Below are 25,618 nucleotides of genomic sequence, written 5' to 3'. Positions count from 1 at the left end.
AGAGCGCCAACGCGCAGACCAGAAATAAAGCAACGATTAACTAACCAACAACCTCATAGATAGTACCGAAATGATTGATTTCATAGAATATGTAGTTTTAGAGTTGAAGAGCAAGAGACTATCAAAAGCCAATGCACTGGACCTGATCAGGCAATTCAGCCACCGGTCAGCCTCCAATGGCAAACCTGCGGTCATACACCCTTTGCTGCACACCAATACCTCAGACCTAAGCCAGCAAAGCTTCACATCTACCTTTACCGGTAATGAATTTTTCCTGAAAGACCACGAAGTCAAAGGACAAAAGGTACTACCCGGAGTAGCCTACCTCGAAATGGCCAGAACTGCCTTCAAAAAAGCCATGCCTGCCCAACAAGGATTAGCCATAGAACTGCGCAATATCATCTGGGCGCAACCCGTGATCGTCGGAGCGGCAAAAGAAGTCACCATCGCACTGTTTGCAGACGAAAAAGAAATAGACAACGGCCAGATACAATATGAAGTCTACAGCACTGAGGTGGTTGAAAACGGGGATATCAACGAAACGATCCATTGCCAGGGACAGGCCATTTTGATCAACAAACCCGCTGCGGTTAAGCTTGATCTCGACAAGCTCAAAACGCAAATGCAGTCCGGTAAACTGGAATCAGGACCCGTTTATACTGCCTATTCTAAGCTGGGGTTAAATTATGGCCCTACCCATCAGGCAATAAAAACAATTTACCAGGGCAGCGGCCAATTGCTGGTGAAATTGAACCTCCCCGGACTGAACAGCTCCGGCACAGAAGATTTTGTACTCCACCCAGGCATGATGGACAGCGCTTTGCAGGCATCCATAGGCTTATTTGGTGGCCTCGATCAAATACCTGATCAACCCTCGTTACCTTTTGCACTCGAGTCGCTGAAGATCTACGAGGCTTGTAAATCAGAGATGTTTGCCTGGGTGAGATATGCCGAAGGAAACAAGCCCAATGACAAAGTCATCAAGCTGGATATAGACCTTTGCTATAAAGACGGTACCGTAGCCGTGCAGATGAGAGGATTTTCTTCCCGCATACTTCACACAGACATTGCGGTAGCCGGTGAACCCAGAAAAGGAAAAGGCTCCATACTTGCGGCTCCTGCCTGGCATACCACAGAGGTTAGTGCATCAGACGATGCAGGAGTAAACTATTCACATCGATACGTTCTCATGTGTGAGATGCCGGAAGTGAAGGAAAAGCAACTGGAGGACATACTAACACAAACCAAAGTTGTGCATCTGGAGGCGAAGCAGACCAAAAATATTGCTGAGCGATTCAATGAATATGCACTGGCCTGCTTTGAGCAGGTAAAGACAATATTAGCAGATAAACCTGCTGAGAAAGTACTTATTCAGGTAGTTGCCACCAATGAACAGGATAAAGTCATTTTTTCAGGACTTTCCGGTTTATTGAAAACAGCAGCGTTGGAAAATCCTCAATTGATCGGACAGGTTATCCTTACCTCTCCCACGGTGGAGGCAGAAGCGTTGGCAGTGCAATTGAAAGAAAGCGCCGGCAGACCAAAGGATGCCATCGTCAAATATGAAGAAGACACGCGCAACGTTCTGGGTTGGGAGGAAATAGCCCACAAAGCATCGAGAATAGCCTTTAAGGACAACGGCGTATACCTGATTACTGCCGGCTTGGGAGGTCTGGGTAAAATATTTGTCAGAGAGATCCTGCAACAGACCCAAAATGCTAAAATTATATTAACCGGCAGATCAGCATTAACGCAGGAGAGACAAGCCGGAATCAAAGAATTTGGAGCCGCCGAAGGTCAGGTCACCTATCAGCAGTTGGATTTTACTGACCTGAAAGCAGTAAAGCAAACCATTGCTGCCCTTAAGAAAGCACACGGACAACTTCACGGCATCATCCACAGCGCCGGAATGGTGGCCGATAACTTCATACTAAAGAAAACCTCCAAAGAATTTGGTGAGGTACTTGCCCCAAAAGTTACCGGCGCCTATAACTTGGATGAAGCCACCAAAGATATTGATCTGGACTTCATGGTTCTGTTCTCATCCATATCTTCCATGACAGGCAATAGCGGTCAGGCCGACTACGCTACTGCCAACAGCTTCATGGACCATTTTGCCGCTTATCGCAATCACTTAGCAGATGCCGGGAAGCGAACAGGCAGAACCATATCCATCAACTGGCCGCTATGGCAGGATGGAGGCATGAAGATAGATGCCTCAAAAGAGGAAATTCTTCGTCAGAGCACGGGCATGAGTCCCATGCGTACAGAAACTGGCCTGAGTACCTTCTACAGGAGTCTGGAATTGTCTCAGAGCCAACTGCTGGTAATGGAAGGAGATTTGCAACAACTGCACCAGGCCCTTTTTGCTGAAAAGATCATCAATACGCCTGCCGGCCCTGCTGATACCGAAGGGAATGAGCCGGTGGTTGAAATGGATGCCGGAAGCCTTGAGGAGAAAACCCAGGACTACATCAAAAAGCAGCTCTCAGAGTTATTTAAGCTCCCTGCACACAAGATCGACCCGCATGCTCCTTTGGAGAAATATGGTATCGACTCTATTCTGGCCATGAACCTGACCAATCAACTGGAGAAAACATTTGGTTCGTTGCCTAAAACGCTCTTTTTTGAGTATCAGACCATACGAGAGCTTACAGATTACTTCATCAAATCACATTCGGCTAAACTGGCTTCACTCTTTGTTTCAACGAAAAACAGTGAAATCAAAGCGGCTGAAAAATCCGATGAAACCCCTGTCAAAACTCAGGCTCAACCATTACAAGCCAGGTCGATCAGGCGTCAGCGTCATATCGAAGTCGGGGCGGATAACTCACCAAAAGTGGATACCGATCCGATCGCCATTATCGGCTTGAGCGGGCGCTATCCTGAGTCCGTTAACATCGAAGCATACTGGAACAACCTGCGCGATGGAAAGGACTGCATCATAGAAGTACCCAAAGACCGCTGGGACTGGCGGGAATATTACAGTGAAGACCGTAGCAAAGGCGGCCATCACTACAGCAAGTGGGGTGGTTTTATCGAAGGCGTTGATGAATTTGACCCTTTGTTCTTCAACATATCGCCTCTGGAAGCAGAAATCCTTGACCCTCAGGAAAGGTTGTTTTTACAACACGCCTGGATGGCTATGGAAGATGCCGGATATACCAAAACCAGTCTGCAAATGCCACATGACTTTGGCATGGCTGGGCAGGTAGGTGTTTATGCCGGAGTCATGTATAGTGAATACCAGCTTTTCGGCATTGAAGCCAGCAAGAGCGGGAAAAGAATGGGCGTTCCGGGAAGCTATGCCAGTATTGCCAACAGGGTGTCTTATGTGCTGAACCTGCACGGACCGAGCATGACAGTAGACTCTATGTGCTCGTCATCATTAACCGCCATCCACCTCGCTTGTCAGGACCTGAAAGAAGGAAGGACCAGTTTGGGTATTGCCGGGGGAGTCAACGTAAGCATCCACCCGAATAAATATTTGGTTATCAGCTCCGGGCAGTACATTTCCAGCGATGGGCATTGCCAGAGTTTTGGAGAAGGAGGAGAGGGCTACATCCCCGGTGAAGGGGTAGGCGTAGTAGTACTGAAAAGACTCTCAGAGGCTGTTCGTGACGGCGACCATATCTACGGCGTGATCAAAGGCAGCGCCCTTAACCACGGTGGTAAAACCAATGGATACAGTGTGCCTAACCCGCAGGCACAGGCGAACCTCATCAGTCATGTACTGGAAGCCACCCATACAGACCCTCGTCATGTTAGTTATATTGAAGCCCACGGTACAGGAACTAAGCTGGGCGATCCGATTGAGATTGCTGCACTGAGCCAGGCGTTCCAGCGCAAAACATCGGATGTTGGCTTCTGTCAGTTAGGCTCAGCCAAGTCCAATATTGGTCATTGCGAATCCGCAGCAGGCATTGCAGGCCTGACGAAAGTATTGTTGCAACTTAAGCACAAGCGCATTGTACCTTCATTACATTCGAAGAAATTAAATCCCAATATAGATTTTGATAAGACACCGTTTGTTGTCAATCAAACCCTGAAACCCTGGGAGCAACCTGTAATCGATGGTGTTAGCGTGCCTCGTTTAGCCGGTTTGTCATCATTCGGTGCAGGGGGTGCCAATGCACACCTTATTATTGAAGAGTATGTTGCCCCGGCAGAGGAAAATCAGGCAGTGACATTTACCAGCCCGGACTCAAAAGTGATCATCCCGCTGTCGGCGAGAACACCCGAACAGCTTAAACAAAAAGCACTCGATCTTTACGACTTCTTACAAAATGCCAGAACCAAAGAGCAGGAAGAAGAAGTAGGAGCTATTGACCTGGCTTCTATGGCCTATACACTACAGGTGGGGAGAGAGGCCATGGATGTTCGTCTTGGCTTCATGGTCGGCTCAGTAGATGAGCTGATCGAAAAACTTCAGGCTTACATCAACGGAGAAGAGGATATTGAAGATACCTACCAGGGACGAACGGACCAGGATAGCGATACCCTTTCATTGTTCAACGCAGACAGTGATTTTGAACAAACCGTAGACAAGTGGATCTCACGCAGAAAACTGTCCAAACTTCTGGACCTTTGGGCTAAAGGCCTGAATCTGGATTGGGCGAAATTCTACGGTGAAAATAAGCCGAAGCGCATCAGTCTGCCGGTATATCCTTTTGCCAGAGACAGGTATTGGATCGATACCCAGAACAACGGACAGGGGGTTGTCAATGGAAAGCTGACTTCAGCACTTCACCCTTTGCTACACAGCAACACGTCGGATTTTAGCAGGCAAAGCTATAGCTCCACTTTTAGTGGTGCGGAATTCTTCCTGTCAGACCATCAGGTTAAAATCAGCGATGAACATTCGGCTAAAATACTGCCGGCAGTGGCCTACCTCGAAATGGCTCGGGTGGCAGTGGAAAGAGCCGCGGGCGTTGAGCCGGGTTCAGGAGTGCTGGAATTGCACAATACCGCCTGGGCACAACCCTTAGTGGTAGAAGAACACAAGCAGGTAGATATAGCCCTTTTTGTAAAAGGAGGGGAACAAATAAATTTTGAGATCTCCAGTTGGGACAATGAGCAGGAAGTTGTTCATTGCCAGGGAGTAGCCAGATTTTCCAGCCATGCCGAAGGCCAGGCGCTGGATATCACTGAGCTTAAAAGCAAATTGACCAGAGGCAAAATTGAGGCAGAGAACTTATACCCGATCTTTACCTCTATGGGTCTGCACTATGGACCTGCCTATCAGGGCATAAAAGTGCTTTATCAGGGAGAAAGACAGCTATTGGCACAATTGAAGTTGCCTAAAGCGGTAGCGTTAGACCAGCACGATTACATGTTGCACCCCAGCCTGATGGATAGTGCATTGCAATCAGCTTTTGGTTTGTTAGAAGACCTGACCACACTTCCTTCACAGCCCTCAGTTCCTTTTGCGTTAGACACTATCCGTGTCATAGCTCCGGCGACTGAAAACATGTATGCATGGGTTCGCTATGCCCAAGGAAGTCAGCCTACAGATGCCATTACCAAGCTGGATATTGACCTGTGCGATCAGGAGGGCAATGTATGCGTCCAAATGAGAGGACTGTCGTCCAGACAACTGAATGTAGATGCTGTTGATGCCCAAAATAAAGGAAAGGGCACCTTAATGGCTAAGCCGGTCTGGGTACCCTGCGACATGCAGTTGCCAGTATCACAGTCGGCATTTGAGCAAAAGCACGTCATACTTTGCGAATTGCCAGCTATCCAGGCCGGAGAGCTTGAGCGTTTGACGAATAACAGTCATTGCTTACAGCTCAAAGTTTCTAAAGGGAACATAGCAGTTCGTTACAGCGAGTATGTTGTGGCCGTATTTGAGCAAATACAAAATATTATAAAAGATAAACCAGAAGGGAAAGTACTGATTCAGGTGGTTGTACCTGATCACAAAGATCAGACATTATTGGCCGGACTTTCAGGATTGCTGAAAACCGCGAATCAGGAAAATCCTAAACTTACAGGTCAGGTCATACTAACAAAGCCCGATATCACAGCAGAAGAACTTGCAGGTCAGCTTCAAAAAGCACAGAACAGGCCGGAAGAGTCTTTCATTAAATATCAGGGAGATGCTGCTCACGTTCTGCAATGGGAGGAAGTATCAGTAGGCCAAACAGAACCCCAAGCGGTGCTTAAGGATAATGGAGTTTACCTGATCACTGGTGGTCTGGGTGCTCTGGGAGTCTTGTTTGCCGAAGAAATCTTGAAGCACACTCAGGGAGCAAAGGTTATACTTACCGGTCGCTCTGAGCTAACCAAAGAAAAGCAGGCTATGCTTACTGCATTGTCTAAAGATGAAGGTCAGGTTATCTACAAACAACTGGATCTCAATGATCAGGATCTGGTAAAAGCAGTTGTTGCTGAGGTTAAGAAGGAACACAAGCAACTCAATGGTATCATTCACAGTGCAGGAATGATTTCGGATAGCTTTATTCTGAAGAAAACGAGCGAAGAGGTGAACAAGGTGCTGGCACCTAAAGTCACCGGTACGGTTAACCTTGATGAAGCCAGCAAAGATATCGAGCTTGATTTCATGGTCCTTTTCTCTTCACTATCCGGCGCTATGGGTAATGTTGGGCAGGCAGACTATGCCGCGGCTAATGCCTTCATGGATCAGTACGCATTTTACCGCAACCAACTGGTAGAGCAGAAGGCAAGACATGGACAAACACTTTCTATCAACTGGCCATTGTGGAAAGGTGGTCATCTGAGTATTGATCAGGAAAACATAGACATGCTGGAGCAGGCTACAGGCATACAGCCATTGCAGGCCTCTTCCGGCGTAGCGGCATTTTATAGTAGCCTGGCATCATCAGGTAGCCAAATGCTTGTGATGGAAGGCGATCTGAAGAAAATGCGCCGTATCCTTCATCTTGACAAAAGCAGCTATGAGGAAGCTACTCCGGCACCAAGTGCAATTAGCACTGAGACGACTCCTACCGTTCAGGCAGAAGCCAGCAATCTGCTGGATAAAACGGTGACCTATCTGCGCAAGGAGTTTGCAGAAGTCCTGAAGATACCGGTCAGCCAGCTTGATGCCAAAGCACCTTTGGAGAACTATGGCATCGATTCCATACTGGCCATGAAGCTGACCAGCATGCTGGAAGAAACCTTTGGATCACTTTCCAAGACACTGTTTTTCGAGTACCAGACGATTAAAAGTCTGGCTGGCTTCCTTGCCAAATCCTATCCTCAGATCATTTTAGATAAGGTTGAGGGCAACACAGTAGCTCCTGCTCCGGTAGTTACTCCTCAGGCGGCTGCTAAAAAGCAACCGGTGATACCCACGCTGGCTTCCCGCAACCGCTTCAACGGGAATGAAACCAATGTTAAGGCAAGGGAAGTAGCTATAGTTGGTTTGAGTGGTAAGTATCCATTATCGGAGAATTTGGATGAGTTTTGGGAAAACCTTAAGAATGGCAAAGACTGTATAACCGAAATACCTGAAGATCGCTGGGATACCAAACGCTTTTTTGATCCTAAGCGCAATCAGGCAGGCAAAACCTATAGCAAATGGGGAGGATTTATTTCTGATGTAGATAAATTCGATCCTTTGTTTTTCAACATATCTCCGAAAGAGGCAGAATTAATTGATCCGCAGGAGCGTCTTTTCATAGAAGCGGCCTGGCAGACCATTGAAGATGCAGGATATAGCAAAGAGGGCATATCGGCTATGGGACGCGTTGGCGTTTATGTCGGCGTTATGTACGGCCAATACCAGCTTTATGGCGCTGAAGCTATGTTGACCGGCAATGCTATAGTGCCGGGTTCGTCTTATGCTTCCATAGCGAACAGGGTATCTTATTTCTTAGACCTGCATGGCCCCAGCATTGCCCTGGATACCATGTGTTCTTCATCACTTACCGCCATACATCAGGCTTGTGAGGAAATCAGGAAAGGAGATATTGAGGCAGCCATTGCCGGAGGTGTCAACGTGTCCATTCATCCGCACAAATACCTGGTGTTGAGCCAGGGGAATTTTGCCGCCAGCGATGGCAGGTGCAGAAGTTTTGGCGATGGTGGTGATGGCTATGTTGCCGGTGAAGGTGTAGGGGCCGTATTACTCAAATCCCTGGATAAAGCGATTGAGGATGGTGACCATATTTATGGCGTCATCAAGTCGAGCGTAATCAATCATGGAGGAAAAACCAATGGCTACTCCGTACCTAATCCTGTTGCTCAGGGCGACCTGATCATCGAATCGCTTAAAAAGGCTAACATTGATCCGGCTACGCTGAGTTATATTGAAACTCACGGTACAGGCACAGCTTTGGGCGATCCTATTGAAATTACCGGACTGAACAAAGCTTTTGGAGAGGCAGACGGTAAAAAGCAATTCTGCCCCATAGGCTCAGTGAAGTCAAACATCGGGCACCTGGAATCAGCCGCAGGAATTGCAGCCGTAACCAAGGTATTGCTACAGTTAAAGCATCAGCAGTTGGTGCCGTCGTTGCATGCAGAGATATTAAACTCGAACATCAATTTCAGTGAATCGCCATTCTATGTACAGCGTGAATTGGCAGATTGGGCACAGCCAGACGGGTTCCCGAGAAGGGCCGGGATCAGTTCTTTTGGAGCGGGAGGTTCCAATGCCCATCTTATTATTGAAGAATATAACACGGTAGCCACTCAGGCAAACGAACCTGAAAATAGTATACCGCAGGCCTTCGTGCTTTCTTCGAAAGACCAAAATGGACTTTTGAAGTATGCAGAAAAAATGCTTGCCTTCCTGGTCAAAAACAAAGAGACGTCGCTGACAGACATCGTGTACACCGCTCAGGTAGGGCGAACCCCTATGAATGAGCGCCTGGTCATAATAGTAGCCAGCATGCAGGAACTGGAAGAAAAACTGCGACAATGGCTGACAGTTCAGCAAGAGACAGGCTCTAAAAAATCAGTGAACGAGCTGGAAGGCACTTATCATGGCAATATTAAAAGCGCACCCTCCGATGCCACTGCTCTGTTGGAAGGGGAAGAAGGCCGGGCCTATCTGAAAGTGATCATGGAGACCAGAAATCTGGAAAAGCTGGCGAAGCTATGGATTTCCGGTGCTGACATAGACTGGTCCCTTTTCTATCAACATGCTCAGCCTAAGCGGGTTTCCTTACCTACTTATCCATTTGCCAAAGAGCGGTACTGGATCAAAACCCCGGCATTCTCACTGTCAACGGATCAGTTTGTTGTTCAGGAGATCGATACCGATGGCGAACCGGAAGAAGAGAAAAAGAGGAGGCTGCACTATCAGCCGCACTGGGTGGAGCAAACATTGGGCATATCAGAAGAAAAAACCCCGGAGAAAAGTCCGATCCTCATGCTGAATGCTACAGATGAACTTTTAGAAGCCATACAGAAAGAATATGGACAAGATAAGCCTGTAATTTTCATCAAGTCGGGCAAGTCATTTCAGGAGGTTGAACCATCAGTATACACCCTTGACCTTCAGCAGGAAGATCATTTTAAGCAACTGGTAGAGAGCCTCGCCAAAAAAGATCAGCTTCCTTACCGGGTTGTTCATCAGGCCTTGAATACAGGCAGTCTGGAAAAAACAGATGAGGTAACCCGTCAGGTTAACCACGGCATCGTTGCCCTGTTTAACCTCTGCAAAGCATTGATGGCACAAAAGCATCACGCCCCGGTTCAAATTTTATCGATCTTTAATAGTCAGGATGTTGCGGCTCCGTTTAGCGCCGCATTAGGAGGCTTCTTTAAAACGCTTGCTTTGGAGAATCCTCACTACCACGGTAAAACTATTGAGGTTCAGCGCGGTGAGGACGTCAGCGTGCCAACCGAAGAAAAAGTCCGCATCATTGTTGATGAATTCAACGATGGAAACTGGAAGAAAAATGAAGTCCGCTACAAATTCAGGGAAGAAAAACAGGGCTACACCCGCTATGTCAGGGAACTGGCCCAGTATGTCCGCATAGAGGGCATTAAGGACAAATTGCCGTTAAAGCAAAATGGTGTCTACATTGTGTCAGGCGGTTTAGGAGGGTTAGGTCTTGTTTTCAGTGAATACCTCGTTAAGAACTATCAGTGCAACCTCGTGATTTTCGGGCGCTCTGAACTAAAAGCAGCTCAGGAGGCAAAACTTGAGCGGCTCAGGGCATACGGGACCGAAATCCTTTATCTACAGGCCGATGCATCCAGCCTGGAAGACATGGAAGACGTAGTCAAAACTGCAAAAGGACGTTTTTCACAGGTAAATGGTGTGCTTCATAGTGCCGGGGTCAACATTGACTCATTCATACTCAGGAAATCCCGGGAGGAGATGGACAAAGTGCTGGCGCCGAAGATTTACGGAACCATTAACCTTGACCTGGCTACCCGTGAGGAGGATTTGGATGTGTTCATCCTGTTCTCTTCCATAGCCGGAGTGATGGGCAACGTGGGGCAGTGCGATTATGCCTATGGCAACCATTTCCTCGATTCATTTGCAGAAAACAGGGAAAGCCTGGTCAAAGCACAAAAGCGCACCGGCAAAACCCTGTCTGTCAACTGGACTTACTGGGAAGAAGGTGGTATGCACATTGCTGATGAGGAAGTAGCTATGATCGAGCAACAGGCCGGACTGTGTCCTTTACCTGTGCAGGAAGGCATTCAGTACCTCGAAGAATTCCTCATGTCTGATCTTTCACAAGGTGTTCCCCTTTACGGGTTTTCATCAAGGATCAAGCCTTACATCGGGCATATGGTTACAGAGGTTGAAAAGAGCAAACCGGCCCCTGCCAAAGCCATGGATGCTGAGGAACTTCTTGAAAAGACCGAGGCCTACCTCAAGGCTTTGATCGGCGAAGAGATCAAACTCGAGCCCGGGCGCATTGATCCTACGGAACCTTTCGAGACCTTCGGCATTGATTCCATCATGATCAGCAAGCTGAATGCTAATCTGGAAAGGGACCTTGGCGCTTTGCCCAAGACCTTATTCTACGAATACTCAACCATAGAAGAACTGGCTGCCTATATGGTGGCTGATGAAAAAGAGGCTTTGATCAGCTTCCTGGGTCTGGATCATGAAGTAGAAGAAGAGGTTCGGGAAACTACTTCATACGAAGAAAAAGTGCAGGTAGTAGAGCATCACCGGGTAGAGATCAGAGAGGCAGCACCATCGCCCGCCAGATACGAAGATACCGAGCCGATTGCCATTATTGGCGTACACGGAAGCTATCCGCAATCGGAAGACCTCAATAAATACTGGGAAAACCTGAAAAAAGGTAAAGACCTCACTGATGTGGTGCCCGCAAGCAGGTGGGACAGCGAGGCCTACTATCACGAAGATCCTGAAAAGGCCAGGGAAGGTAAAATTTATTGCAAATGGGGAGGCTTTATCAATGACGTGGATAAATTCGATCCTGAGTTTTTTAATATCACCCCGGATGAAGCCAGGATCATGGACCCGCAGGAGAGGCTGTTCCTGCAATCGGTCTGGTCGTCTATAGAAGATGCCGGATACACCAAAGAAAGCCTGAAAAAGAAACATGCTAAAGCCAAAAGTGCCAATGTAGGGGTTTTTGTAGGTGTTACTACCAATACATACAACCTGCTTGCCGCAGAGGAGTGGAGCAATGGAAATACCACGCCAAGCGCACACCCCTGGTCTATTGCCAACAGGGTTTCTTATTTACTCGATTTTAACGGCCCGAGTATGCCAGTTGATACGGCTTGTTCTTCCTCTTCAGTAGCCATACACCTGGCCTGTGAAAGCCTGAGAAAACAAGAGTGCCAGGTGGCCGTGGCCGGTGGGGTGAATTTATACCTGCATCCGTCGAAGTACCATTCATTCTGCAAAAACCGCATGATCTCCCGCACCGGAAAGTGCTTTAGTTACGGTGCCGGTGATGATGGGTTTGTACCAGGCGAAGGTGTAGGGTCAGTGCTGCTGAAGCCACTCAGCAAAGCCATTGCAGACAACGACCAGATCTATGCAGTGGTTTCGGCAAGTGCTTATGACCACAGCGGAAGGTCTAACGGATACTCTGCGCCCAACCCGAATGCCCAGGCCAATTTAATTGAGCAGACTTTGCGCAAGGCCAACATTAACCCCGAAACCATAAGCTACATTGAAGGCCACGGTACGGGTACACAGTTGGGTGACAGTCTGGAGATCGTAGCCATGACCAATGCCTTCAGGAAGCAGACCGGGAAAAAGCAGTTTGCCCCGGTGGGATCAGTCAAAGCCAATATCGGGCATCCCGAGTCGGCGGCAGGCATAGCCGGAGTGGCCAAAGTGCTGTTGCAAATGAAGCACCGCCAACTGGTACCAACCATTAATTCAGAGGAAGTAAACCCCAATATTGAATTCAAAGAGTCTCCATTCTACCTTCAACATCAACTGTCTCCATGGGACCCGGCCCCCGGTGCCCCGCGAAGAGCACTCATCAATTCGTTTGGAGCCGGTGGTGTGAATGCGTGCCTGATACTCGAAGAATATAAAAAACCTAAACCCATGCAGCATAACCAAGAGAAAATACCCCAACTGGTCGTGCTTTCAGCAAAAGACAACGAGCGCCTGCAAGAGTATGCTGATCGCTTGCTCACCTTTGCAGGCAATGAAAAGCACGTAAGCCTGGCGGACCTGTCGTTTACCCTGCAGGTTGGGCGGGAAGCTATGCCGGAAAGGCTGGCCGTGGTAGCCGCCGACAGAGCAGAGCTTATCGACCGTTTGAAAACCTGGAGAAAGCAGAAAACCGCAGATCATGTATATCAGGCTACCATAGACCCTCGCAAAGGCAGGAAGCGGGCGCCTGATCGTGGAGAAGAGATCCGGGGTCTTTTTGAGGCCGGAGAGCTGGATCAACTGGCCCAAATGTGGATTTCCGGTGTGGATGTGGATTGGGAAGGTTTATATGCAGAAAGCAAACCCGGACGTATTTCGCTGCCAACCTATCCGTTTGCCCGTCAAAGATACTGGGTGACCGACCAGCCGGCCGGAAGGAAGCAAAAAGCAGAACCTCAACAGGCACAACTGCACCCGCTCGTCTCACATAACTCTTCCACTTTAAGGGAAATCAGCTTCAGTTCCCTGCTGTCGGATAGCGAGTTCTATGCCATAGACCACCAGGTGAATGGTGAAAAGATCTTCCCCGGCTCCGGATTCATAGAGATGGCCAACATCTCCGGTAATCTGGCAGGAGAGCAGAAAGTAAGTAAGATCAAAGATATCGTATGGGCGCACCCGCTTAGTTTCAGGAATGGCTCTCAGTTTGTACAAACCTCGCTAAAGCCTAGCGGAAGTGGCACCGAATTCAGGATCACTTCGCTGGATGATGAAAATGAAAGGATATTACACTCCGAAGGCCGGCTGTATTTTCAGAATGGCCATGCAGCCAGCATTGAAAATCTTTCCGTGCAACAACTCAAAGCACAGTGCTCCGGACCTCAGGATGGTACCCACTACTATGATGTTTTCAGCCAGGTAGGCTTTAACTATGGTGCGGCATTCCGGACCATTCAGGAGTTTTATGTCAATGGCTCCTTTGCCTTGTCAAAGCTGAAACTGGCAGATCACCTGAAAGCTGATTTTGACCGCTTCATTCTCCATCCAAGCATCATGGATGGTGCCTTGCAGACGGTGGCAGGCCTGGTAGGGCAGATGGATGCAGCCGTGCCCCATGTACCTTTCGCGATTGACGAAATAGAGATATTCCGCTCATTGCCACACACCTGCTATGCCTATGTGGAGCAGGTGGATGCCGAAGGTCATGCACACGCCAATATCAAAAAGTTTAACATCAAGATCATCAATGAAGCCGGTGATGTGCTGGCCAGCATCAAAAACTTCTATGTAAGGGCATTCAGTCCGGCAGGAGTAGTGCAGGACGAACTGCCTGGCGACCTGGCTGTAGAGGCAGACGACACCTTCTCTGCGGTATGATCATAACCGCGCAGGGGGATCTAAAATGGCATCATATACTATACAAAGAAATCTTTCAACCATACAATTTAGCCCTTTGACGCACACAACGGACGAAATTGTAAACTATACTTAATCAAATAACTCACTTAAAATTTTCATTATGAAAGCTTATAAAGACGGTCTCAAAGTATTATCCAGAGGAACATGCGGTACGGCATTCTGCTCACTGCTCAATGAAGAGTACGGTGTACCTAATGAAGTTGCAGAGGTAGCCGCATCTCCTTTTGCGGGCGGACTACTGAACAGAGGCTACCAATGCGGACTGATAGGTGGCGCTGTTCTGGCTGCCGGGGCAGAATCTTATCGTAGAAACGAAGACACGGGCACGGCTGTGGCCATGGCTATTACTGCCACCCAGCACCTGATGCAGTCATTTACCAAAAGAACGAACACCATAAGCTGCCGCGATATCACCGATATGGACCTCTCAGGCAAACTGGCCCCACTCAAGGTACTGTTTACCGGTAAAGCCTTTACCTGTATGAAGCTTGCTGGAAAATGGGCACCCGAAGCCATCAAGTCAGCCGATGAAGGATTGTCTGACGACACGGTCAAGTTCTGCCCGGGATCAGTGAGCTGTGCCTCTGAAGTAGTGAGAAAAATGGGGGGAACCGATGAAGAAATGCTCATGGTGGCCGGGTACGCCGGAGGTCTTGGGCTTAGCGGAAAGGAATGTGGAGCACTCAGTGCCGCCATCTGGTACAAAATGGTTGACTGGCTCAAGAAAAACCCCGGTAAATCTGCCTCGTCATTTGACGCCCAGGAGCAGAAGAAGATGTTGAGAGCATTTTACGTGCAGACTGACTCTGAAGTAATGTGCAGCAAGATCACCGGCAAAGAGTTTAAAGATATAGATGATCACTCCGATTACATCAAAAACGGAGGTTGTAAGAAGATCATCGATGCGCTTGCCGCACTATAATCCATACAAGTATTTTAAAATATAATTGCCATGATAAAACAGTTATTGGGTAAACGCAACGTTTATTTCGATCATAACGCAACAACCCACATTGCACCTCCCGTGAGGAGTGTGATGAACCGGGTGTTGAAAACTTATTGGGGCAACCCTTCATCGGGCTATGCCAAGGGTAAAATGTCAGCACAGATCATTGAAAAAGCCCGTGAGCAGGTGGCTTCTGCCATCGGGGCGCATTCACATGAGGTGTATTTTGCCAGTTGTGCCACCGAATCCAATAATGCCTTATTGAAAACGGTCAGCAACCATTTCTACCCTGATAAAAACAAGATCATATCTACACCCATAGAGCATCCGTCGGTGATGAATACCCTGGAATATTTGAAAACAAAGGGTATTGACGTGCAGTATTGCCCGATAGACAGCTCAGGCCGTGTGATCCTTGATAAGCTGGATGCCATGATCGATGATAAGACCTCGCTGGTATGCTGCATGTTGGCCAATAATGAGATCGGTACGATCCAGGATGTGAAAAAGATAGCCGCAATGGCGCGGGCCAAAGGGGCTTTGGTATTTTCCGATTGCGTGCAGGCGCTGGGCAAGATCCCGATCAATGTAAAAGATCTGGATGTAGATTATGCCACATTTTCTGCCCACAAACTTTATGGCCCCAAAGGCATTGGAGCCTGGTACGCCAGAATTAGCTGTCCCTTAGAGCCTTACATTCACGGTGGACATCAGGAAGAAGGCATGCGTGCAGGAACTGAGTCGATCCATAACATTGCCGGCTTTGGAGAAGCTTGCAAACATGTGAATAAGCTTGTAACATTTTCAATGCAAAATGAGTCTCTTAAGCGCACATTCCTTAATGAATTGAAAGCGATCAAAAGCGATATTATCATTAACTCTCCGATGGACAATTGTTTGACCAATACCATCAACCTGACCTTTCCGGGTATCGGTAGTGGGGAATTAATGAAGATGCTTGATTTTCATGGCATTGCCGTTTCAGCAGGTTCTGCCTGTAGCACGTCTTCTAACAAACCCTCACATGTATTAAAAGCTATCGGGTTGTCAGACGAAGCAGCACAGGAGTCTATCAGGATAAGTTTTGGTACCGCCACGAAACCGAAACACATTAAATACACATTAAAGGTGCTTAAACAGTATATTGAGGATGATAAGCTTTAAAACTAAAATTTAACCAACTCAGGCCGCGATCATGAAAAACCAACCCCACACCTCACAAGAGACGACAGACAAATCGGAAAAATTCTGGGACAAGAGTGCCGGAGGGTACGATAAGGAAGAAATGAAGGATAAAGCCGTACGCTTGAAAATCCTTGACCGGACCAGGAGGTACCTCAAAAAGCAGGACAAAGTCCTGGATTTCGGGTGTGCCACCGGAATACTTGCCAACGAAATTGCCGGAGATGTACAAACCGTCCATGGCTTGGATATTTCATCGGAAATGATCCGGCTGGCCCAAAAAAACGCCGATGAGCTGGATATTCAAAACATTCAGTATACACACACAACTATATTTGATCCACAATACAAACCGGGGACTTATGATGTGATCTTAGGCGTTTACCTGCTTCACCTGCTGGAAGATATGCCCAAGGCACTGAGAAGGGTTCACGAATTGCTGAAGCCGGGAGGGTTGTTCATTTCCGTGACACCCTGCATGGGCAAAAGGTCGTTTGCAGGTATTGCCCTTTCCCTGGTCAGCAAGCTCGGACTGATCCCAAACCTGAAAACTTACAGCGTGGATGAACTGGTGGACGCAATCACCCGCAGAGGTTTCAGGATAGCAGAAAGTGAGTGCCTGCAAAAAACCGGGAGACAATATTTCATTGTTGCAAAGAAAGATTAAGCCTCACTGGCTGAGGCTGATTAAGTATAGAAAGTACAGACCAAATTCAACTAATAATTAAAAAACGAAAGAGATTCAGATGAAAACAATTAAGCAAACTGAGTACGCATCAGCGGATGTAAGCCAACTCGAAGAAAAGCAGAATGGCATGCCTGAAAATAAAGGAGCGGAGAGAGCATTTACCGAGCTCGAACGCGGAGTGTATGCTGCCCTTGAGACTTATTCCAACGTACATCGCGGAAGTGGGCACAACTCATTGGTATCTTCACAACTATATGAGCACGCCAGAGGTGTAGTGCTGGAATACATGGGCCTGAACAAAGACAGGTACATAGTTATTTTCTGTTCACCCAAAAGAACTTCCGAACTGATTTCCCTGCTCAAGCCCGGAAGCTACCAAACCATTACCAGCCGTGAAATAGGCCTGCCATTAGGTATTACGGCAGTTGCCGTAGAGAAAAAAGCCCTTCCCAAAGGTTCACCAACAGAGTGCGGAGGAGGAACAGCCAGGCTTGTAGCCGCAGGCTGGATCATCTGGAATACCGGACCAGACAAATTTGAAGCAGGTACACCAGCTATTGTCAATGTTATTGCTTTTAGCAAAGCAATGCTCCTTTTAAAGCGGTATGGAAAAGATATCTTCAAAAAATTGCAGGGCACAGATCTGGGCATCACGGAATTGCTCTACAAAGATGAATTGGAGCAGTACTCAGGTGTGGAACTTATGGAGCAGCTCAGAAAGACCCTGATAGGCCTGGGCATGATCGTGCCTACACTGGAAGGGGAGAAGCCCTTTGTTAATCTCGACAACAGTGCCAGTACACCTACATTCCAGCCGATATGGAATACTTTCCGTCAGGCATTGCGCCTGCCCGAGCGAAGAAAGCAGGATGTGGTCAGGGAAGTAAAAGCCATTTGCAGCGAAATTCTTGGAGCTCCCCTGGATAAATACGACATCATCTTCACCAAAAACACTACCGAGTCCATCAACCTCGTGTCCGAAAGCCTTGGCCGTTCCAATGACAGGGACACAGAACCGGCAGTGCTTATTTCATTGCTGGAGCACTCTTCCAACGACCTGCCTTGGCGTATGGCTTCGAAGAAGTCGCTGGTAAGGCTACCGGTAAATGCAGAAGGCTTTGTAGACCTCGTAGAGCTTGAAAACCACCTGAGAGAGTACAACCAGGATCACAAACATGGTAAAAAGCGTATCAAAGTAGTGGCCATAAGCGGTGCTTCCAACGTATTGGGAACCTGCAATGATATCGATAAAATCAGCCCTATTGTACATAAATATGGTGCACGTCTGTTGGTCGACGGTGCCCAGGTAGTAGCACACCGCAAGGTTGAAATGGAAAAAGACGATATCGACTATATGGCATTCTCAGCCCATAAAGTATATGCGCCATTTGGTACCGGCGTGCTGGTGTCCAAAAAAGGCCTGCTCAACTACAAGCCGGATGAAATGCGGCAGATCTGCACATCAGGAGAAGAGAACATCGGCGGTGTGGCCTCTTTAGGCAAAGCATTGGTGATTTTGAGAAGAATTGGTTTCGATGTGATCCATGAGGAAGAACAAAAACTTACCAAAATGGCATTAGATGGTTTATCAAAAATACCTAACATCAGGATTTTTGGTATTACAGACCAGAATTCAGGTTCATTCGATAAGAAAATTGGTGTTATCGTATTTGAAACAAAAGACATCCTGCACAACAAGCTGGCCGAAGAGATGTTCCAGAAGGGGGGCATAGGAGTACGGTACGGTTGCCACTGCTCTCACTTGCTCATTAAGCACCTGCTTGATATCAGCCCGGTACTGGAGCAGGTTCAGCGAGTTGTGCTTACGGTGTCTCCCAAAACCCAGCTCCCTGGCGTAGTAAGGGTAAGTTTAGGCGTTGAGAATACCAAAGAAGACATCGAAATCCTGATCCAGGTACTGAACAAACTGACCAGCGACGCCAAAAGAAAGCCCAACGGCGAACAAAAGAAAGCACTCGCCCAGGCCGAGACCGATTTCCAGAAAGAACTGGAAGAGTTCGCCCAGACGGCTATTCACAAGGTTTATGCCTATGCTGAGTAATTTTTTGGCGACAGGTGACCAGTAATCGGTGTTTGGTGTTAGGTCAACGGGGAACTGGCAAAAGTTTGAAGTCGGAAGACCGAAGTCCGAAGTCCGAAGACGGAAGACCGGAGAAACGACAGTTTGATCGGTAAACAGTGACCGGTAAACAGTAAATAGTAAACAGTGACCGGTGACCGGTTAACGGTTATAAAAAGAATCTGGATTCTGAATATTTCTACGAGACTACTATCCCCCTGAGGGGATTATAGGGATTGTCAACCAGTAACCAGCAACCAGCAACCAGTAACAAGCACCCAGCAACCAGTAACAAGCACCCAGTAAAAATTTTTCAACCATTAACTGTAATAAAAATATATGCGTGTAGCAGGAATTGAAGCTATGAATGTTTTCGCAGGCACTACTTTTTTAGATGTAGAGAAGCTTGCCGAACACAGGAACCTGGATACCTCCAGGTTTAAGAACCTCCTGATGAAGGAGAAGACCGTGGCCTTACCATATGAAGACCCGGTTACTTACGGAGTAAATGCCGCTAAGCCACTTATTGATGCCCTCAGTCCGGAAGAGAAAGACCGCATTGAGCTGGTTATCTCATGCACGGAGTCGTCCTTTGACTTTGGCAAATCAATGAGTACCTATTTTCATGAAATATTGGGCCTGAACCGCAACTGTCGCTTGTTTGAGCTCAAGAATGCATGTTACTCCGGAGTGGCCGGCTTTCAAATGGCCGTTAATTTCATTCTTTCGCAGACCTCACCCGGGGCAAAAGCCTTGGTGATTGCCACCGACGTATCCCGCTTCATGATCGAAGAAGGAGGAGATGCACTTACCATGGAGTGGTCTTTTGCCGAGCCTAGTGGCGGTGCCGGGGCTGTAGCGATGATCGTGAGTGAAACACCCTATGTGTTCCAGGTAGATATCGGAGCCAATGGCTATTACGGCTACCAGGTTATGGACACTTGCAGGCCCACCACTGATGGAGAGGCGGGAGACTCAGATCTGTCACTGCTTTCTTACCTTGACTGCTGTGAGAATGCATTTTACGAATATCAGAAAAGGGTACCCGAGGCAGATTACGCCAAAACTTTCAGCTACCTGGCCTTTCACACGCCATTCGGAGGCATGGTCAAGGGAGCACACCGCAATTTGATGCGGAAAACAGTGAAAGCAAAGACTCAGGACATTGAAGCCGATTTCGAGACCCGCGTAGTACCAGGATTGGTCTACTGCCAGCGGATAGGCAATATCATGGGCGCTACCGCTATGATGTCCCTGGCCAGCACCATTGAGAACGGCAACTTTACAGCGGCACAAAGGGTAGGGTGCTTCTCCTACGGTTCCGGCTGCTGCTCCGAGTTTTTCAGTGGTGTGGTAAGTGAAGAAAGCCAGCAAAGCCTGAAAAAATATAAGATCAAAGAACAGTTCGACAAAAGGTATGAGCTAACCATGGACGAATACGAAAACCTGCTTGTAGGCAGCAATGCAGTGAAATTCGGAACCCGCAATGTAACACTCGATACCAGCTTCATACCTCAGTCCAGGAAAGCCATGGGCAGAGAGACGCTGTTTTTGAAAGAGATCAAGGAATTTAAAAGAGAGTACGAATGGGTATCTTAAGCAATGTAGCAACTTACGAAACCATTAAAGTCCGGTTTGAAGACGACATTTGTTTTATTCAGATCGACCGTCCCGAGGCCAACAACGCCATTAACGACAGCCTCGTGGAAGAGTTTAGTCACGTACTTGATCAGTGTGAAGAACAGGCCAAGATTGTGGTAGTGGAAGGCTCCCCCGAAGTATTTTGTTTCGGGGCAGACTTCAAGAGCATTCAGCAAAGCCTTGACAATGGGAGCGGTCACCAGGAGCAAAATCCCGAACCGATGTACAACCTGTGGATGAAGCTGGCTTCCGGTCCCTACGTTTCCATTGCCCATGTCAGGGGGAAAGCTAATGCCGGAGGTATTGGCTTTGTGGCTGCCTGCGATATCGTGCTCTGTGAAGAAAGGGCAGTATTCAGCCTGTCAGAGTTACTGTTCGGCCTGATGCCTGCCTGCGTATTACCGTTTTTGATCCGAAAGGTAGGTTTTTCAAAGGCACATTACATGACCCTGATGACCCAGCCTGTATCAGCAAAACAAGCCTGCGACTGGGGTTTGGTAGATGCCTATGAAGACAAAAGTGAAAACCTGTTGAGAAAACACCTGTTAAGGTTGCGGTTGCTCTCCAAAGAGGGAGTAGCCCGCTATAAAAATTACATGAACAAGCTCAACGATTTTCCCGAGGCCTCCAAAGCAGAAGCCCTCGCAGCCAACATCGAAGTGTTCTCAGACCAAAACAACCTGGATAAAATTGCAAGGTTTGTAAAAACCGGACAATTCCCCTGGGAAGCCGGGTAAATAACGCTTTGGAAGTATGGCTATAGTTGGCTTTGAAAATTATCTATAGTTTTCGAGGGATAATCCTTTAAAGGAAGACTCCGGTTCCGGTAGCTCTCCCTGACCCGGTGGCTGTCCCCAGACAGCCGCCCACAAGTATCAGAGAGGCTCCAAGGGGTAGGGACTGCTTAAAAAGCAGTGCCCATCTGAGTCCTGAAAGGGCAAAATCACATAGCAAAAGGTGCAGCCTTTTGTACGATAGCAAAGGATAACAAGCCCTGAAAGGGTGTAATAACCTCTGCCTGGAGATATTGCTACCGCCAGTGCTCCCGAGCAGCTAAGCTTTACAAAACTTCCGAAGGTTTAGTAAAGCCGCCGTTTAGTTCTGTCTTTAATGAATATGCATAGAGCTGTTTTGGAGATGAGATTCTATAGATAAGGAAAAGCAAATTTTAATTAAATCTATCATTTAGAGGAAAGCATGAAGAGTCGCCTCAATACCGTCAATACACTACTTGTTATCATGATCTCAATGATCACTTTTACCACTGTCTGCAGCCAGACACCGGTGGAAAGTGACACAACCGAATGGGAAGATTTTGATACCCCCGAACTGGACTTCTCAGAAAGTGAAGCACCCGTTTTTAGTAGTTCACCCGACGAGTTGGTCGTAGAAGAAAAGGAATCCTTTTTAAACTCATACATCCTCGATCCGATGCGTATCGGGCTTAAATACGAGCTGGCCTACAAAGTAACCAAACCAGACAGGGTAATGAACAACAGGCTTTCATACAGACTCGAATATTCACGGTCTTTTTTCGATCATTTTTCACTACAGGTAGACACGAAGATTTTTACCTTCCTGAAAAATGACCATCGGGCCAGGCAGATCTCCTACTGGTTCAATGACAATACAGAAGAAACCGAGTTTTCCTTCGGAGGAAGAACGCGGGAGGCCTTTTTGCAGGCCAGCTTTGGCAAAACCAGCATACGCGCCGGTATCCAGACCCTGGTATGGGGAGAGTCCGACTTTGCCATTGTCACCAACGAAGTAAGCAGACTCGATTACCGGGAGCCATTAAGTTTGAGCATCGATGAGCTGAGGATAGGACAACCCATCATTACAGTAGACCATTATTCGGAATCCGGTGACTGGAGTGCATTTTTCACCCCTGATCCGAAGTTTAATGAACATCCCAAAGAAGGGACAGGCTACTACTACGAACCCTTTAACGGAACCGTCAAATACCAGCAAGAATCTGACGATGACAACCATTTTGAGTTTGGATTGCGATGGAAGAAGACCTTTGGGAAGAGCGATATCAGCATCATGGCCGCCAGCCTGATCAACAATGAATTTGCCCTGCGGATGGTCAACCCCGAATTAATCACCAGAGGCAAGCACCGCTTCCATATGGCCGGGTTTACCTTCAACAGGGCTATTAGCAATTTTCTTATCAAAGGAGAAACCGCCATAAAATCCAAAAAAGCTTATAACGATGCGTCGTTTCAAATTGTGGAGAAGAATGCACTCGATGCCTCGCTGGGAGTAGATTATTATATGAAAAACAGCGTTACCTTAAGCCTGGAAGCCGTAAACTATCACATTATGGACTGGAACGAAAGCATACAAGGACAGCCCAGAAATAACTACATGCTGCTGGCAGCCCTGGGTAAAGAACTCATGAAAGGTAATCTATCCATTAACCTGGTTTCCATGTATAATGGTCCCTATACTAACTTTTTCAATATACTGTCAACCTCCTACAACTGGAATGACCGTACGACACTGTATTTTGACATGTTAATGCCCTTTACCGATGACCCAAACAGCGGGCTATACATTTACCGCAACCAAAAGCAAGCCGTGCTCAAAATCCAGTACCAGTTTTGATTTGTACGGTGCAAAACACCCCTGTAGTCCCCTCATGGGGACAGTTTAGGGCAGTGCAAGTGATATAATTTGGAGGTAAACGACATCGTTTACTCGTATTTAAGACTACTTCCTGCTACTCTTACTTCTTTACTTCCAAGCAGAGTCTCTCGCAGAGGACTCTGCGTCTTCCAGGGCACAAAAGCCCTAATATGCAGGAAATACAACAAAGAATTAATACAAAGAAAGAGGTAATTAAGAATATTAATTGCCATATTGAAAAATACACAAATCCTCCCTTGAGGGAGGTGGTCGTAGGCCGGAGGGTGTTCTCCTTTGTCATTACTTCCGAGCAAAGTCTCTCGCAGAGGGCTCTGCGTTTTTAAAGCAGAAAAGCCATAAAAGCAGCAATTTCAAAAACCAGCATTCAATGAAGAAACAGATCATATTCATGTATTCCGGGCAAGGGTCCCAATACTACCAGATGGGCAAGGAACTCTATGAGAACCACTCCAAGTTCAGGCAGTGGATGGATCAGTGCAACGAAATCGTTCAACCCATCATTAAAACCTCACTGACCGACATCCTATACAGAGGTAAAGGCAAGGGCGAGCCCTTTGACAACGTACTGCATACCAAGCCAGCCTTGCTATGCATCCAGTACAGCCTGACCAAAGTACTCAATGAAATGAATATTCAGCCAGATTTCCTTATGGGCTACAGCGTTGGCGAGCTGGTAGCAGCCGTAGCGTCAGAGGCAGTTTCACTGGAAGACGGAATCAGGCTGGCCGTAGATATTGCCAGGTTGACTGATGAAAAGACCCAGCCCGCAGCCATGCTGGCTGTCATGGGGCAGAAATCATTGATGACAGACTACTCTGAACTTTTCCACGACTGCTGGCTGACCGCGGAGAATTTCACCGAAAATTTTGTAGTCAGCGGCTTGCCCCTTACAATACAGCAACTGCACGGAGAATTGAACAAGAAAAGTATAATGTCTCAAATCCTGCCGGTTAAATACGGCTTCCACACCGAGCTTATAGACCCGATAGAAGAAGAGTGCAAACAGCTTGTTCATCATGTAAGCATCTCGGCACCCAAAGTGCCTATGATTTCTTCCTTAAACGAAGGAATAGTACAGCAACCGGATGGGGACTACCTGTGGAAGGCTATCCGGCACCCGGTCAATTTTCATCAGACGGTAAGAAGGGTCTTGGATACAGGCGATTATATTTTCATAGATGTGGGGCCGAGCGGTACCCTGGCTACCTTTGTAAAATACATTCTTCCGCCAGATTCAGGTTCCGTCTCTTTGCAGGTGCTCAACCAGTTTGGCAGAGACCTGCTCAATATCGACAGGTTGAAAGCCAACCTGCTTAGTCATACATACTGATATATGATATTACTCTTCCTGTATACCTGGCAGGAAAGTGTTTGGAAAATAAATAATTACGAGAATCTAAAAACCTAAAATAACCATGAAGAAAACATACGTATTTCCCGGACAAGGCTCACAAAGAAAAGGCATGGGAGGCGACCTTTTTGATGAGTTTCCAGAGCTGACTAAAAAAGCAGATAAGATACTGGGATACTCCATCAAAGAGCTTTGCCTGAATGATCCTGATAAACAACTGAACGAAACCCAATTTACCCAGCCTGCGCTGTACGTGGTCAATGCCCTTTCGTACCAGAAAAAGCTGAAAGACGGTGAAAAGAAGCCGGATTTTTTGGCAGGCCATAGCTTGGGAGAGTACAATGCCCTGGAAGCTGCCGGAGTATTTAGCTTTGAAAACGGTCTTAAGCTGGTGAAAAAGCGGGGCGAACTGATGAGCCAGGCCAAAAATGGAGGAATGGCTGCAGTTTTAAATTCCTCGGAAGCACAGATCAGGGAAATCCTGAAGGACGCTAAGCTGACTACCATAGACATTGCAAACCTGAATGCACCCAGCCAGATCGTAGTTTCAGGCTTGCGAGAAGATATCAACAAAGCCCAGTCATACTTTGAAAATGCCAATACCATGTTCATTCCTTTGAACACCAGCGGGGCATTTCATTCGCGCTACATGAAAGAACCTGCTGCAGAATTTGGAAAGCAGGTAAAGAAGACTAAATTTTCTAAGCCAAAAATACCCGTGATTGCCAACGTAACCGGCAAGCCCTATGAGTTTAAAAATGTAGCCCAGCACCTGATAGACCAGTTGTCGAACAGCGTAAGATGGTCAGAAAGCATGACCTACCTGCTGGATCAGGGCGTAACAGAATTTGAAGAGCTTGGCGTAGGGGATGTGCTGACGAAGTTGATCGGGTACATTAAAAAGGATTACGATAAAAACGCTTCCGGAAAAACAGAAGCTAAGTCCAAAGCAAGTGAAGAGAAAAGGACAAAAGCAAATGAAAAGGCTGCTCCAAAGAGTAGGTCGATAACAAAAACATCAAAGCCTAAGCAACATACGGATGCTGCAACGCTGGTAGAGCAATGGAATGAGGCCCATCCGGTAGGCACTAAAGTGACCTCCGGCTTCTATGAAGACGAGTTGGAAACTCGTA

10 protein-coding genes are annotated in these 25,618 nt (G+C 47.4%); all 10 read left to right on the top strand.

Annotation, left to right across the window (positions count from 1 at the left end; all coding sequences use genetic code 11):
- Positions 1 to 70 precede the first annotated feature (70 nt).
- Positions 71 to 13,903 carry an SDR family NAD(P)-dependent oxidoreductase gene (locus E1163_RS29885; protein ID WP_155177438.1) on the top strand — a complete coding sequence of 4,611 codons (13,833 nt, stop codon included), beginning with the start codon at positions 71 to 73 and terminating at the stop codon, positions 13,901 to 13,903.
- 142 nt (positions 13,904 to 14,045) lie between these two features.
- Positions 14,046 to 14,867: a C-GCAxxG-C-C family protein gene (locus E1163_RS29880; RefSeq protein ID WP_155177436.1), complete on the top strand. Its 822-nt coding sequence runs from the start codon at positions 14,046 to 14,048 to the stop codon at positions 14,865 to 14,867.
- Between the two features lie 30 nt (positions 14,868 to 14,897).
- A complete protein-coding gene (locus tag E1163_RS29875; protein ID WP_155177434.1) occupies positions 14,898 to 16,055 on the top strand; it encodes a cysteine desulfurase family protein in 1,158 nt (385 codons plus the stop codon).
- Positions 16,056 to 16,086: 31 nt separating this feature from the next.
- The gene (locus E1163_RS29870) at positions 16,087 to 16,740 is read left to right on the top strand and encodes a class I SAM-dependent methyltransferase (protein ID WP_155177432.1); all 654 of its coding nucleotides are present in this window, start codon (positions 16,087 to 16,089) and stop codon (positions 16,738 to 16,740) included.
- Between the two features lie 79 nt (positions 16,741 to 16,819).
- Positions 16,820 to 18,823, top strand: coding sequence for an aminotransferase class V-fold PLP-dependent enzyme (locus tag E1163_RS29865; RefSeq protein WP_155177430.1), 2,004 nt, complete (start codon positions 16,820 to 16,822; stop codon positions 18,821 to 18,823).
- A gap of 357 nt (positions 18,824 to 19,180) precedes the next feature.
- Positions 19,181 to 20,440 carry a hydroxymethylglutaryl-CoA synthase family protein gene (locus E1163_RS29860; RefSeq protein ID WP_155177428.1) on the top strand — a complete coding sequence of 420 codons (1,260 nt, stop codon included), beginning with the start codon at positions 19,181 to 19,183 and terminating at the stop codon, positions 20,438 to 20,440.
- A complete protein-coding gene (locus E1163_RS29855) occupies positions 20,428 to 21,219 on the top strand; it encodes an enoyl-CoA hydratase/isomerase (RefSeq protein WP_155177426.1) in 792 nt (263 codons plus the stop codon). The genes E1163_RS29860 and E1163_RS29855 overlap by 13 nt, the downstream gene beginning before the upstream one ends.
- 460 nt (positions 21,220 to 21,679) lie before the next feature.
- Positions 21,680 to 23,092 carry a DUF1302 family protein gene (locus E1163_RS29850; protein WP_155177424.1) on the top strand — a complete coding sequence of 471 codons (1,413 nt, stop codon included), beginning with the start codon at positions 21,680 to 21,682 and terminating at the stop codon, positions 23,090 to 23,092.
- 409 nt (positions 23,093 to 23,501) lie between these two features.
- Positions 23,502 to 24,464 carry an acyltransferase domain-containing protein gene (locus E1163_RS29845; protein WP_155177422.1) on the top strand — a complete coding sequence of 321 codons (963 nt, stop codon included), beginning with the start codon at positions 23,502 to 23,504 and terminating at the stop codon, positions 24,462 to 24,464.
- A gap of 85 nt (positions 24,465 to 24,549) precedes the next feature.
- On the top strand, positions 24,550 to 25,618 hold a 1,069-nt coding region (fabD, locus tag E1163_RS29840), incomplete at its 3' end, for an ACP S-malonyltransferase (protein ID WP_155177420.1).

The sequence above is a fragment of the Fulvivirga kasyanovii genome (assembly GCF_009711405.1).
Lineage (GTDB): Bacteria > Bacteroidota > Bacteroidia > Cytophagales > Cyclobacteriaceae > Fulvivirga > Fulvivirga kasyanovii.
The sequence above is the reverse complement of the archived record's forward strand: the minus strand, read 5'-3'. Positions and strand labels throughout refer to the sequence as shown.